The organism is Nocardiopsis sp. CC223A, from assembly GCF_030766825.1.
GTDB lineage: Bacteria > Actinomycetota > Actinomycetes > Streptosporangiales > Streptosporangiaceae > Nocardiopsis.
The window spans coordinates 143,130-156,633 of record NZ_JASFDV010000001.1; the positions used below are offsets into that span (position 1 = coordinate 143,130).

Below are 13,504 nucleotides of genomic sequence, written 5' to 3' on the forward strand. Positions count from 1 at the left end.
CACCGCCGCGCTCCCCGAGGCGCAGCCGAGGGCGGCCGTCCCGGGCACGGCCCGGCTCTCCCTCGCCCGACCGCCTCCGGGTGTTCGAGCAGGCCGTTCGGTGGGCGGTCCCACCCCGGGCGGGGCCGGTCCGCGAACGCCGCGAGGCCCTGTCCCCGTTCGGGGACGCGGGGCCGCCGGTCGTCGACCCGGTGGACATCGCCGAGGTGGCGGCCCGGGTGCTGCGGGACGGTACCCGCTCCGGGCGGGACCGGGGCATACGCCCTAAAGTGCCCGCATGGATTTCTTCTCCGCGAATCCCCTGCTGGTGAGGCAGCCGAAACGCTTCTTCGTCGACGAGTCCGAGTACCACTGCTTCGACGGGCACGGCCGACAGCTCGCACACGTCCGGGAGGAGGGGCTGGACACCGGCAAGCGGATCGCCCGCCACCTGGCCGCGTCCTACGGGGTCTCCGCCAACCGCCGGGTCGTCGTCCACGACGGCCGCGGGCCCCGCCTCACCATCGAGAAGCAGTGGTCGTGGATGACCGCCACGACCACCGTGCAGTGGCCGGACGGGCGGCCGGTCGGCAGCATCGAGCAGGACGTCGCCTTCTTCAAGGCCGGGTTCGGCCTGCTGGACCCGTGGAAGCGGCCGCTGGGGTCGATCAAGGGCGACTTCTTCGCCCGCGACTTCCGGATCAACGACCCCGGCGGGCACGAGGTGGCCCGGGTGGACCGGCGCGTCCCCGACCTGGGCGAGCTGCTCACCTCGGCCGACTCCTACGCCCTGCACCACCGCTACCCGACGCTGCCCGAGCCGCTGCGCACCATGGTGGTCGCCTCGGCCATCGCCATCGACCTGGTGCTGCTCGAAGGGCGCTGACCGCAGGGCCGCCGGACCGAGGGCCGGGCCCCCGCCCTCACAGTTCCGCCATCGCCGCCCGGTCCTCCTCCCCGAACTCCTCCTCCAGGCGTTCGGGGGAGGCGTCCAGGTCGATCTGCGCCACGGGCACGCCGCGGGCGGACTCGATGGCGCCCAGGCGGCGCAGCGCCCGGTCGGAGGCGTAGCGCACCAGCTCGCCCGGGGGCAGCTCGTATCTCGCGCTCTCGGGGGTGGCCTCCGCGGCGTTCTCGCCCCTGTCGACGGTGGTCATCACGTGCGGCAGCAGTTCCTCCAGGCGTTCGCTCACCACCGCCCAGTTGGCGTCGTCGGCGGCCACGTGCCGCCGGCAGGTGAACGTGCCCCACGCCATGTGGCGGCGCTCGTCGTCGCCGATCAGGCGCACGATCCGCCGCATCCCGGGGAAGATGTCGCGCACGGTGCAGATGTGGTTCCAGGCGTAGTACCCGGTGAGCGCCAGGGAGCCCTCGACGATGTGGTTGTAGGTGACCGAGGCGCGCACCTGGTTGCGCGGGCTCGGGTCGTCCAGCAGCGCCTCCAGGGAGGACGGCAGCTCCTCGTAGAACAGCACCCGGTAGCCCGGGTTCTCCTCCACGTACCCGTGCAGGTCGTCGTACACGCCGATGGCGTCCAGCCACAGCCGGAACGCCTGGACGTGCTTGGCCTCCTCGAACGCGAACTGGGTCAGGTACATCTCGTCGCCCAGCCGCCCCTCCGCCGCCATCGCGCGCAGGAACGGCTGGAGGTCCTCGGTGACGGCCTCCTCGCCCGCGGCGAAGAAGGCGCACAGCCGCAGGATGCGCTTCTGCGCGGCCTCGCCGATGGTCTTCCAGTCCTCGGCGTCCCGGCTCAGGTCGATGGCGGCCGGGTCCCAGAACCTGGCGTTGCCCTTGACGAACAGTTTCAGGGGCAGCGAGTCCCAGTTCAGGCCGCCGTCGCGGAGGGAGTGGAAACCGGTGCGGTCGGACATGGATGGACCTCCGAGGGGGTGCCGGGGGCGCCGGGGGGCTTTCCAGCCATGATTGGACACGAAACGGGTTCGTGTAAAGAGGGGGAGTGTCCTGGATCACGAAAATCGCGCACCCGTCAATACGGTCGGCATGGGCCGACCGGCCGCCTCCGCCGAAACGGTACGGTCGGGGTGTCCCGCCCGCACCGAACGATCCGATCGGGGTACGACGTGTTCTGTGGTGATCCCGGCACCTCCGGCTACACCGCCTGCGCCGCCCAGACCCAGCTCTTCTCGCTGGCCTCCGCGATCCCCGCGCTGCTCGGCCTGGTCCTGCTGGTCGCCGCCTTCGCCGCCCCGGGGGTGCGCGACGACCGCACGCTGCGGACCCGGACCCTGAGCTACTCCCTCATCGCATGGGTGATCGCCGCCGGGACCTACGTCATCGGCGGGCTGCCCTCGTTCTAGGGCGTGTTCCGCGGATGCTCACCCTGCCGCGCGATGCCCCGGCACCTCCCCCGCCGCGTTCTCACCGGTCGGCAGGAGAACCCGCACCGACTCCTTCTCCGGCCTCGCGATGCCTGCACCGGAACCCCGCTCGCGACGAGCGGCATCCACGGAACACGCCTCAGGAAGCGGCCCGCGGATGCCCCCGGGCCGCGAGGCGGGACACGTCCCGCCCCCTCAGACCTCGCCGCCGGCCAGGATGTCGGCGGCGTCGGTGATCCGGTAGGCGTACCCCTGCTCGGCCAGGAACCGCTGCCGGTGCGCCGCGTAGTCCTGGTCCAGGGTGTCGCGCGCGATCACCGCGTAGAACCGCGCCGACCTGCCGTCGGACTTGGGCCGCAGCACCCGGCCCAGCCGCTGCGCCTCCTCCTGCCGGGACCCGAACGACCCCGACACCTGGATCGCCACACCCGCCTCGGGCAGGTCGATCGAGAAGTTGGCGACCTTGGACACCACCAGGATCCGGAGCTCCCCGGACCGGAACGCGTCGAACAGCCGCTCCCGCTCCTTGGTGCGGGTCCCGCCCTTGATCACCGGAGCGCCCAGCGCTTCGCCCAGCTCGTCCAGCTGGTCGATGTAGGAGCCGATCACGAGCACCTGCTCGTCGGCGTGCCGCTCCACCAGCTCCCGCACCACCGCGGTCTTGGCCTCGGAGGACGCGCAGAACCGGTAGCGGTCCTCCGGCTCGGCCGTCGCGTACGCCAGCCGCTCGGACTCCGCCAGGTCCACCCGCACCTCGACACAGTCCGCCGGGGCGATCCAGCCCTGGTTCTCCATGTCCTTCCACGGGGCGTCGTACCGCTTGGGCCCGATGAGGGAGAACACGTCGCCCTCGCGGCCGTCCTCGCGCACCAGCGTCGCGGTCAGCCCCAGCCGCCGCCGGGCCTGGAGGTCCGCGGTCATCCGGAAGATCGGCGCGGGCAGCAGGTGCACCTCGTCGTAGACCACCAGTCCCCAGTCGCGGGCGTCGAACAGCTCCAGGTGCGTGTACACGCCCTTCCGCTTGGCCGCCATGACCTGGTAGGTGGCGATGGTGACCGGACGGACCTCCTTGCGGGTGCCCGAGTACTCGCCGATCTCGTCCTCGGTGAGCGTGGTCCGCTTCAACAGTTCGGTCTTCCACTGGTGCACCGACACGGTGTTGGTGACCAGGATGAGCGTGGTCGCGCCGGTCATCGCCATCGCGGCGGCGCCCACCACGGTCTTGCCCGCCCCGCAGGGCAGGACCACCACGCCCGAACCGCCCGCGTGGAAGCCCTCGGCGGCGGCGCGCTGGTAGTCGCGCAGCTCCCAGCCGTCCTGGACCAGGTCGATCCGGTGCGCTTCGCCGTCGACGTGGCCGGCCGTGTCCTCGGCGGGCCAGCCGATCCTGAGCAGCCCCTGCTTGAGGTTGCCGCGCTCGCTGGGGTGCACCGCCACGGAGTCATCGCCGAGCCGCTCGCCCAGCATGCCCTTGAGCCGCTTGGAGCGGAGCACCTCCTCCAGCACCGGCCGGTCGGAGGAGCGCAGGACCAGACCGTGCACCGGGTCGCCCTCCAGCCGCAGCCGACCGTACCGGTCCATGGTCTCGGCGATGTCCACCAGCAGCGAGTGCGGCACGGGGAACTTCGAGAAGCGGATCAGGGCGTCGACGACCTGCTCGGCGTCGTGCCCCGCGGCGCGGGCGTTCCACAGCGCCAGCGGCGTGATCCGGTAGGTGTGCACGTGCTCGGGGGCGCGCTCCAGTTCCGCGAAGGGGGCGATGGCGCGGCGGCACTCGTCGGCGGACTCGTGGTCGACCTCCAGCAGGAGGGTCTTGTCGGACTGGACGATCAGGCAGGACACACGGAACCTTCCGTCAGGAGGGCGGCCATCGGGGACGGCCATCGGGGGCGGTCCCAGGTGCAACGCACGGCGGGCCCCGATCATGCCCGGGTCAGGACGTCGCGATGTCCGTCGCGATCAGGGTGATGAAGAGCACGATCCCCAGGGCCAGGACGCCGAAATTGATCCACACCGAGAGCCAGGCGTTCCTGGTCAGGTGCTCACCGCGGTCGAGGTCGTACTTCTCGCCGAGGGCCATGGCCCCGAACACGACGCCGGGGATCGCGGTGAGACCGCAGCACAGGACCAGCTGGACGCAGGACAGGATCAGCGCGGTGGTGGCCCGGCCCTCGTGCTCGGGCTTGGCCGCGGGCACCGGGTACGGGGACACGGGGCCGTAGCCGGGCGCCGGGCCGTAGGGCGCTGCGGGATAGCCGTAGGGGTCGTGGCCGGGGGCCGAGTAGCCCCCGGTCGCGTCCTTGTACGGGTCGTACGGGTCGTACGGGTTGTCGTTCACGGGGATCCTTCGGGTGAGGGGTGCGGGGACGGCCGATCCGGCTCAGTAGCCGAGCATGAGGGCCATCACGAACACGAACAGGACGATGATCATCACGGGCACGCCCAGCAGGCCGTAGGCCAGGTTGCAGGCCCAGGTGTACCGCAGGTACCGCTCGACCTCGGGCGCGTCGGGGACCTTGGTCAACGCCACGACGGCGAGCGCGATCCCCGGGACGTTGGCGCCCAGGAGCAGGAACCACACGCCCAGGTAGGCGCCCAGCAGCGGCGGGATCAGGGTCAGCGCCGCCACCACCAGGGCGGCGACCGTGCCGCCCACCCGGGCGGGCGGTCCCGTCGGAGCCGGGCCGGCGGGCGGGCGGGCGTGCCCGGCGGGCGCGGCCGGGGACGCGGTGCGCGTCGGCACGGGGGAGACCGAGCGCAGGGCCCCGCCCTGTTCCCGTTCCCAGAAATCCCTGGGACCCCCGGATCGCCCCGGCATGCGCTCCCCCTCCCGCGGGCCCTCGGCCCTCACCACCACAGGTGTACCCGCCCGTACCCGGTGGGACGCGGAGGACCCGGCGGAGGTTCCCCGGCCCGCGGTCACGACGCGGTCCCGGCCGGCGGCCGGTTCAGTAGTTGGTCACCGGCACGATGCCCTGGATCCAGGACCCGCTCTGAGTGAACACCACGAAGGTCAGCACCAGCATGACGAACAGCATCACCCCGGCCGCCCCCAGGCAGTACCAGGAGTACCGGGTGAGCATCTCGGCCCGGCCCGGCCGCCCCCGGTCGCGGGCGTGGGCGGCCCGGATCGCGAACACGATGCCCGCGACGCCGAAGATCCAGTTGCCACAGCACAGCAGCGTGAACGCGTGCAGGATCAGCGCCATCGTGGAGCTGTTGGCCGCACCGGCGGCGGACGGACCGGGTGCGGCCCCCTCCCCGCGCGCCGGGGCGGCGTCCGCCGCCCGGCCGCGCTCACCGTCGCGCCCGTCGTCGCGGCCGTGCTCACGGGGGGACGAGGCTCCGGGGGGCAGGGACGCATTGCTCATGGGGGTGTCTCTCGCTTGTCCGAGGGCCGACTGGCAACCGCGTTCCACCCTACGGCGTACCGCTCCGATCGTCCTCCTCCAGCTCGGCCACGGCGGTGATCCGGTGGACCGCGAAACGCTGCACCGCGCCCCGGGTCTCGTCACGGGCGGTGACGAACCCGCCGTCGACCGACGAGGGCTCGATGATCCGGCCGCCCTGGCGGCCGTCGGTGTCGGTGTAGCCGATCCACAGGCGCCGCCCGGTCGCGGCGGCCCGGGACAGCGCCTCCAGCACCGCACCCGCCCGGGAGCCGGGCGGGCCGTCCTCGGGCAGGGGGACGGGGCGGCGGGCCACGGTGGCGGCCTGGTCCCCGGCCCGCACCGCACGCACGATGTCGCGCAGCCGCTCGACGGTGGGGGCGGCGGACGGCGGCTCGGGCGGCACCTCCACGGGTTCGGCGCGGCGCGCTTCGGGGCGGGAGAGCCGCATGGCCCCGTCCCCGCCCTCGGCGACGGGGTGGTGGCCGAGCCTGCGCAGCCCGTCCACCAGCGCCGCCCGGTTCACCCCGGCGGCCACCACGGTCGGCGCCAGCCGCACCAGCCCCAGCGCCTCGGTGCGCCGGTCGCCCATCACCTCGTCCAGCAGGGCGGGTTCGTCGCAGCGCAGGTAGGCGGAGGCCGTGCCGGCGCGCAACCGCCCGTGCCGCCGTCCCACGTCGGACACCAGGTACCGCAGCGCCTGCGGCAGCGGGGTGCGCGAATGGCGCTCCAGCAGGGTGAGGATGTCGGCGATGCCGCGTCCGGCGTCCAGCCCCCGCCGCACCGAGGTCTCGGTGAACCGGTACACGGTGGCGCCGCCGGTGGACTCCACGTCCGCGATCAGCGCCAGCTCCCGGGCCAGTTCGCTGACCAGCGGGCCGGGCGCGACGGCGGTGAGGTCGCCCTGCACCAGGACATGGTCCAGGGGCCGGGGCAGGTGCCCGGCCAGCAGCGCGGCGGCGGCCTCGGGGTCGCCCTCCAGCAGCGGGCGCACGTGCCCGGCCAGGGCGCCCCGGCCGGTGAACCCGAGCACGGCGGCCTCCGTCACGGCGGTCTCCACCAGTTCGGTGTACACGGGCGAGCGGCGGCGCGGCCGCCGCCAGGAGAGCCGGGCCGACAACGACTCCGCGGCCGGGGAGAACCCGGGTTCGGCGGTGCCCAGCTCGGCGAGCACATCGCGGCGGGCCTGCGGTGCCGCCGGGCGGACCAGCCCGGGGCCGAGCACGTTGCGCACCCGCCCGCCGGAGTCCCGGGAGCCGCTCAGTGCGGGCACCCGGTCGGTGTCCAGCCACGCCTGGGCCAGGCGCAGCCAGCGGCGCTCGGGCGGGCTCTCCCGCCACAGGTCGTACTCGCGGGTGGGCAGCCACTCGCCCTCGACGCGGTCGTCGGCGCCCAGCAGCCCGGCGGCGTGGGCCACCTCGACGAGCAGCGCGGCGGTGGTGTCGTCGGTGTCCATGGTGCGCGCGGCGCGGCGCAGGTCCCGTACGCCCAGGCCGCCGTTGCGCAGTACCGCGGCGGGCTCGTCGGCCCAGGACTCCAGCAGTTCCTCGACGGCGCGCAGCACCGTGAACGCCTGCCCGGCGGCGAACCGGGTCACCCCGGCGGGGTCGTGGGCGGTGCCCGCGAACGCCGGGGGAGCGGCCGCCACCTCGCGGAACAGCACTCCCGAACGCAGGTGCACCCCCACCTCCCGGGGCAGGGTGAGCGTGTCGTCGCCGCTGGGCAGCAGCAGGGCGCGGGCCAGCAGCTCCTCCACCGGCGACCCGGCGTCGGCCACCCCGACGTCGCGGCGGGCGTCGGCGACGGTGCCGTGCGGCGGTCCCCAGGTCATCCCGTCCAGCAGCCGGCGGGCCTGCTCGCCGACCCCGGACAGCAGGGCGCCGAGCCCGACGGGGTCGGACAGCAGACGGGCCAGCGCCTCGACCGGGGTGGGCGCGGAGGTGTCCGGGGCCAGGTCCGCGGCCAGCCGCTTGAGGCGGCCGTGCGGCAGCGCGGCCAGCAGCACCCGGGCGGGCGGCCCCAGCCGGGCCGGGGCGGGCAGCAGGTCGCGCAGCACCTGGACGGGGCGCAGCCGGTCCCGGTCGGGCCAGACCAGCGCCGAGCGCAGCAGGCCGTCCAGGGCGGCCGCGACGGCGTCCCGCACCGTCCCGTCGTCATCGCCGGGCGCCAGCGCGGCGGTGATCCCGGCGGCGGTGACGCCCACGGGTTCGGCCATCCGGTCGTCGCCCAGGGCGACGACGGACTCCAGGACCTGGAGGGTGAAGGCGTCCAGCCCCTCCAGGGCCCGCAGGACGGTGTTGCGGGTGGTGGCCCGGGCGGCCAGTGCGCCGATGCCGTCGGGGACGGGACGGCCCAGGTCGGGCCGGACGGACAACAGGGCGGCGAGCTCCTCGTCGGAACGTTCGCGCAGCCAGGAGGTGAAGGTCGGGGGGCGGCCCGGCCCGGCGGTCCCCGTGTCCGGTCCGTGCAGGTCGGGAGGTGCGTTGTCGGTCATCGGGACCAACGCTAGGCGATACCTGCGACGAGGTGGGAGATCCGGGAGGGAGAGAAGGGAGAGAAGCGTCCCGGCGGCCCGGATGTCCGGGCCGCCGGGACGGCACCGGGGAGGGGCCGGATCCCGGAATGTTCCGGGTCCCGGCGAGACGGCTGCGGCCCCGCCCGTCCCCCACACCCGTTCGGCCGGGCGACCGCGTCGCCTCGACCGCGGACTCACCGCGCCGGCCGGGCGGCGAGCCAGTCCTCGTAGAGGGTGGTGGCGATGGTCGCGCCCGCGCCGGGCAGCAGGGCGCCCGGCTCGACGACGGTGCCGAAGTACGGGTTCTCCCTGCCCGCGACGACCTCGCGCGGGTCGCCGTCGAGCGCGAGGCGGGCCCGGACCAGGTCCTCCATGGTGATCTCCTCCGGTCCGGCCACCTCGGTCACGCCGCCGGTCGGCGCGCCCAGGGCGCCCCCGGCCACGGCGGCGGAGACGTCCGCGGCGGCGATCGGCCGCATCACCGTGTCCGCCACGCGCACGACACCGTCGACCGGTCGTAGGCCTGCCGGCGGATCCATGCCTCCTGGAGGACGTCCTCGGCCTCGGCGGCCGACCCCAGGACCCGGTAGGCGATCACGAACAGGCGGCCCCGGACGCCCCGGAACACCGCCCCGGCCCTTTCCAGGTCGGGTCCGGGAGTGACCGGGGCGGCGTCGTGCTCGGACTCCCGCGACGGCATGGGGTCGTGGGCTCCTCGTTATTCGACGAGTTTTCCGGTGCTGGACACCTCGTGCATCAGCTCCGCGATCTCCGCGGGGACCGCGGGGATCTCCTCGTGTTCCAGCTTGCCGGGGCCGGACCAGACGAGGTTGACCCGCAGCGACGGGTCCGTCTCGGGGAAGTCGGACCGATTGTGGCAGCCCCGGGTCTCCCGGCGCTCCAACGCCGCCTCCAGCGTGGCGCGTCCGGAGAGCGCCATGGACTTCAGGTCGAAGGCGTGCGCTAGGTCCTGGAACCCGGCGAGGTCGGGGTGCACCCCCAGCCCGCCGATGCGCTCCTCGACCCCGTCCAGGGCGTCGAGCCCGGCCCGCAGGCCCGCCTCGTCGCGGACCACCCCGGCGTGCTCGGTCATCAGGGTGCGCACGGCGCGCTGGAGGGAGCGGGTGTTCTCACGCCCCTTGGCGGCCAGCAGGCCGTCGACCTCGGCGCGGGCCCGCCCGATCTCCTCGGCGGAACGCCGGTGGGCGGCCAGCCCCAGCGAGTACTCCGCCGCGGCCCGACCGGTGAGGCGGCCGTAGACGAGCAGTTCGATGAGGGAGTTGCCGCCCAGCCGGTTGGCCCCGTGCAGGCCGCTGGCGGCCTCGCCGATCGCGTACAGGCCCGCGACGTCGGTGGAGTGGTCCCCGGGCCGCACCCACACCCCGCCCATGGAGTAGTGGGCGGTCGGGGCGATCTCCATCGGCGACTCGGTGATGTCGAGCATCTGGTGTTCGAGCAGGGTGCGGTGCACACGCGGCAGCCGCTCCAGGATCGTCTCCTGGGGCAGGTGCGAGACGTCGAGCCACACCCCGCCGTTCTCGGTGCCGCGCCCCTCCCTGATCTCGGTGTAGGCGGCCAGCGCCACCCGGTCGCGGGTGGACAGCTCCATGCGCTCGGGGTCGTAGCGGGACATGAAACGCTCGCCCTGCCCGTTGCGCAGGATGCCGCCCTCGCCGCGGGCCGCCTCCGACACCAGGGTCCCGGCCGCGTTCTCGGGCCACAGCAGCCCGGACGGGTGGAACTGGACGAGCTCGGGGTCGCGGACGCGGCCGCCCGCCTCGACGGCCAGGCGGAAGGAGTCGCCGGTGTTCTCGTCGCGGCGGGAGGAGGTGCGCCGCCAGATGCGGGTGTGCCCGCCGGCCGCCAGGATGACGGCGTCGGCGAGGATCACGTGCCGGGTCCCGTCCTGTAGCCCGAACCCGTAGGCGCCGAACACCGTGCCGTCCTCGACCAGCAGCCGGGTGATGTACACGTCGTCCAGGACGGGGACCTCCAGCCGGGCCGCCCGGTCGACCAGGGTCCGCTGGATCTCCAGCCCCGTGTAGTCCCCGGCGAACGCGGTGCGGCGGTGGGTGTGCGCCCCGAAGAACCGCTGCGAGATGCGCCCGTCGGCCTCGCGGGCGAACCGCATCCCGTAGCGCTCCAGGTCCTCGATCCCGCGGGCCGCGCCCTCGGTGACGGTGAGGACCGTGCGCGGGTCGCCGAGCAGGTAGCCCTCCTGGAGGGTGTCGGCGGCGTGCTGGCGCCAGGTGTCCTGCGGGTCCATGGTGCCCAGCGCCGCGTTGATGCCCCCGGCGGCCAGCGCGGTGTGGGTGTCGTACCGGGGGCGCTTGCCCACGGCCAGGACGTCCACTCCCCGCTCCGCGAGTTCGATGGCGGCGCGCAGGCCGGCGCCGCCGGTGCCGATGACGAGGACGGATGTGGTGGTCCGCCGTTCCGAGATGTCCATGGGACTGCCTCCGGTTCGAGGTGGTGGTCCTTACCCCTTCACCCGTACAGACCTCGTGGGCGGTCCGTTCCGTGACGTGCGGCGGGGGTGATCACCGGCACAACGGTGAATGGCCCCGGTCACGGACGCCGTTCTGTGCCCCTCCGTGCCCCCGTGGCCCCGCTGCCCCGACAGCCCCCGGTCACGGACCGTATACGGCCCGCATTAGTCGACCGAAATAGGAAAAGGGGCTTAAAAGGCAGGTCATCCTCCGCCACTATGGGGACATGACCCAGCGCTCGGAACAATTGGTACTCGACTATCTGTCCGAGGTCGGCTTGGTCCTGCACGGTCGGTTGACCGCCAGGGAACGGACCGCCTACCTCACCTCCGTGCGCGCGCGGATCGACGCGCGCCGCGCCGCCGCGCCCGACGACGGCGTGGACGCCGTCCGCGGCATCCTGCTGAGCTTCGGATCCCCCCAGGACCTGGTGGAACGGGAGCTCGCCGGCCGCGACCTCGACATCGAGGACGAGGAGCTCATCCCGCCCAAGCCCCGGCACGCCGACCGGCCGCCGCCGCCCTGGCGGGGCGGCCCCAGCAGCGGGATCATGGGCCTGCTGGAAGGGCCGGGCCGCACCGAGATGCGGCTTGAGGGCGGTGCGCGCAGCGAGGCCGGCGTCCTGCGCGGAATCGTGCTGTGCCTGCGCCACCACCCCGGCGAGCTGGTCGCCCTGGCCCTGCTGCTGGCCACCGCGCCCTGGGGCTGGGGGCTGTCCTTCCTGTGGGTGCTCGGGATCACGTTCGTCCTGCTCAGCCGGGTGTGGGGGGTGCGGGACAAGTGGGTCGCGGTGCTGGTGCCGCTGCTGGCCTGCCTGGCCGGGATGGTGCTGTGGAACGGCGAGGCCGACTTCGTCGACCAGTACATCCAGCGTTCCCTGGCCGACTACGGCGTGATCGGGCTGGGTCTGGGCTCCCTGCTCTCGGTCGGCTGCCTCTACCCGCGGGCCGCCCGGTCGGCGCGGGCGGCCGAGCGGCGGCGCGCCTCCTCGCGGCCCGCCGGTCATCGGTAGGCAAAAGGAGGGGAATAACCTTTTCCGGTCGGCCCGTTACCGCGCGTTCGAGCACGTGATCTCGGGTACTCAAGGCGTACACCGCCGTTCTCGCTTCGGTGGTGGCCATGTCGGTGAGACGGCCCGGCGTCCAGTCCGGGCTCCGCACCACGTTCCTGGCGGCCCGGTATCTCCGCCGAGTCCCGTCCCGTACTCCGCACCCGCGGGGAGGGGCCGCCGGAACACACGAGGCCCGGATGAGCCGCATCCGGGCCTCGTTCCGCGTGTCCGGGGGGACGGTTTTTCCCTCGCGTTCCGTCACTCCCGGGCATTAGCCTGGCATTCAGGCTGACGGCAACGAGTGAAAGCATGAGGTCCTACGTGCCCACCGGCAAGGTCAAGTGGTACGACGGCGGTAAGGGTTTCGGTTTTCTCACACGCGACGACGGCGGAGAGGTCTTCGTGCACTCCACCGCACTGCCCCCCGGCACCGAAACGCTGCGCCCCGGCCAGCGGGTCGAGTTCGGGGTGGCCGAAGGACGCAAGGGCGCCCAGGCGCTCCAGGTCAAGCTGCTGGACACCCAGCACTCGGTGGCCAAGGCCCGGCGCAAGAAGCCCGACGAGATGGTGGTCATCACCGAGGACCTCATCAAGCTGCTCGAAGGCCTCTCCAACGGGTACCGGCGCGACCGCCACCCCGAGCGCCGCGAGGCCGCCCGCATCGCGGCCGTGCTGCGGGTCGTCGCCGACGACCTGGAGGCCTGACCCCCTGAACGGAGCGGCTCCGGTCCGCGGACCGGAGCCGCTCCGTGTCCCCAAGGGCCGACCAAGAGGGTGTATCGGACGAACCTTGACCCGCGTTGTGGTCAAATCGGTGCCGTGGATCAGTGAGAATGGGGAACGTGAGCCCTTCTCGACGTTCTCCTGTACCTGACAAGGCGTGTATCGAGGCGGTGGACCTGGCCCGCTCGGTGGCCGCCGAGGTCGGGCGACCCGAATGGGTGGGTGAGCACCTCGCTCCCCAGGTCGAGGACACCCGTCTGATCACCCACTACTTCACCTGCCTCGACCCGGCGTACCCCGGCTGGACCTACGCCGTCACCGTGGTCCGCGCATCGCGCGCCAAGGACGTCACGGTCAACGAGGTCGTGCTGCTGCCCGGAGAGGGCGCCCTCGTCGCACCCGAGTGGGTGCCGTGGAAGGAGCGGCTGCTGCCCGGCGACCTCGGTCCCGGCGACCTGCTGCCCACCGACGAGGACGACGAGCGCCTCGTGCCCGGCTACGCCCAGGTCGCCGACAGCGAGCTGGACGAGGACGGCGTGGACCGGCAGATGGTCTGGGAGCTGGGCCTGGGCCGCAAGCAGGTGCTCTCCGAGACCGGCCGCGAGCAGGCCGCCGAGCGCTGGTACAACGGCGAGGCCGGGCCGCGCACGCCGATCGCCGAGGCCGCGCCCGCCCGCTGCATCACCTGCGGCTTCATGACCCCGCTCGCCGGGGAGCTGCGCCAGATGTTCGGGGTGTGCACCAACGGGTTCGCGCCCGACGACGGCCGCGTGGTCTCCCTGGACCACGGCTGCGGCGCCCACTCCGAGGTCCGCATGCCGCAGTCGCGCAACGAGCCGGTCGCCCCCGTCGTCGACGAGATGGGCTACGACCACATCGTCTTCGACGACACCACGGAGCTGGAACTGGTGGCCTCCGACTCCTGACGGTCCGGCCCGGGCACGTCCCGACACCTCGCCCGACCAAGGGTGGGCTAGGGTCTGATGTGCATCGTGCCGGGCCGTGCCGGCCGCCAG

General features: G+C 73.6%; 14 protein-coding genes. 5 read left to right on the plus strand and 9 right to left on the minus strand.

Going from position 1 to position 13,504, the window contains the following annotated elements; all coding sequences use genetic code 11:
* Positions 1–277: 277 nt before the first annotated feature.
* Entirely contained in the window at positions 278–865 is a 588-nt protein-coding gene (locus QJS33_RS00705; protein WP_306365832.1) for an LURP-one-related/scramblase family protein, read from the plus strand.
* Between the two features lie 37 nt (positions 866–902).
* Here the strand turns inward: QJS33_RS00705 and QJS33_RS00710 are convergent, their stop codons facing one another.
* Entirely contained in the window at positions 903–1,853 is a 951-nt protein-coding gene (locus tag QJS33_RS00710; RefSeq protein ID WP_306365833.1) for a R2-like ligand-binding oxidase, read from the minus strand.
* A gap of 210 nt (positions 1,854–2,063) precedes the next feature.
* On the opposite strand from QJS33_RS00710, the gene QJS33_RS00715 reads away from it, so the two are divergent.
* Positions 2,064–2,300: a hypothetical protein gene (locus tag QJS33_RS00715; RefSeq protein WP_306365834.1), complete on the plus strand. Its 237-nt coding sequence runs from the start codon at positions 2,064–2,066 to the stop codon at positions 2,298–2,300.
* Positions 2,301–2,516: 216 nt separating this feature from the next.
* On the opposite strand, the gene QJS33_RS00720 is transcribed toward QJS33_RS00715, so the two are convergent.
* The 8 genes from QJS33_RS00720 to QJS33_RS00755 form a co-directional block, all read right to left on the minus strand.
* Positions 2,517–4,163, minus strand: coding sequence for a DNA repair helicase XPB (locus QJS33_RS00720; RefSeq protein ID WP_306365835.1), 1,647 nt, complete (start codon positions 4,161–4,163; stop codon positions 2,517–2,519).
* Positions 4,164–4,254: 91 nt separating this feature from the next.
* Positions 4,255–4,659: a DUF4190 domain-containing protein gene (locus QJS33_RS00725; protein ID WP_306365836.1), complete on the minus strand. Its 405-nt coding sequence runs from the start codon at positions 4,657–4,659 to the stop codon at positions 4,255–4,257.
* A gap of 42 nt (positions 4,660–4,701) precedes the next feature.
* Positions 4,702–5,139, minus strand: coding sequence for a hypothetical protein (locus QJS33_RS00730; protein WP_306365837.1), 438 nt, complete (start codon positions 5,137–5,139; stop codon positions 4,702–4,704).
* A gap of 130 nt (positions 5,140–5,269) precedes the next feature.
* Positions 5,270–5,692 carry a hypothetical protein gene (locus tag QJS33_RS00735; RefSeq protein WP_306365838.1) on the minus strand — a complete coding sequence of 141 codons (423 nt, stop codon included), beginning with the start codon at positions 5,690–5,692 and terminating at the stop codon, positions 5,270–5,272.
* Positions 5,693–5,741: 49 nt separating this feature from the next.
* Positions 5,742–8,204, minus strand: coding sequence for a helicase-associated domain-containing protein (locus QJS33_RS00740; protein WP_306365839.1), 2,463 nt, complete (start codon positions 8,202–8,204; stop codon positions 5,742–5,744).
* 215 nt (positions 8,205–8,419) lie between these two features.
* Entirely contained in the window at positions 8,420–8,719 is a 300-nt protein-coding gene (locus tag QJS33_RS00745) for a hypothetical protein (RefSeq protein ID WP_306365840.1), read from the minus strand.
* On the minus strand, positions 8,704–8,925 hold the full coding sequence (locus QJS33_RS00750) for a sigma factor (protein ID WP_306365841.1): 222 nt from the start codon (positions 8,923–8,925) through the stop codon (positions 8,704–8,706). The genes QJS33_RS00745 and QJS33_RS00750 overlap by 16 nt, the downstream gene beginning before the upstream one ends.
* Before the next feature lie 18 nt (positions 8,926–8,943).
* The gene (locus QJS33_RS00755; RefSeq protein WP_306365842.1) at positions 8,944–10,674 is read right to left on the minus strand and encodes an L-aspartate oxidase; all 1,731 of its coding nucleotides are present in this window, start codon (positions 10,672–10,674) and stop codon (positions 8,944–8,946) included.
* 266 nt (positions 10,675–10,940) lie between these two features.
* Here QJS33_RS00755 and QJS33_RS00760 point away from each other — a divergent pair, with 266 nt between their 5' ends.
* The 3 genes from QJS33_RS00760 to QJS33_RS00770 all read left to right on the plus strand — a co-directional run bounded on the left by QJS33_RS00760 (position 10,941) and on the right by QJS33_RS00770 (position 13,414).
* Positions 10,941–11,726 (plus strand): hypothetical protein, encoded by a 786-nt coding sequence (locus QJS33_RS00760; protein ID WP_306365843.1) that lies wholly within the window; start codon positions 10,941–10,943, stop codon positions 11,724–11,726.
* Positions 11,727–12,086: 360 nt separating this feature from the next.
* Entirely contained in the window at positions 12,087–12,470 is a 384-nt protein-coding gene (locus tag QJS33_RS00765; RefSeq protein WP_306365904.1) for a cold-shock protein, read from the plus strand.
* 188 nt (positions 12,471–12,658) lie between these two features.
* Positions 12,659–13,414: a DUF3027 domain-containing protein gene (locus tag QJS33_RS00770; protein WP_306365905.1), complete on the plus strand. Its 756-nt coding sequence runs from the start codon at positions 12,659–12,661 to the stop codon at positions 13,412–13,414.
* The last annotated feature ends 90 nt before the right edge of the window (positions 13,415–13,504 follow it).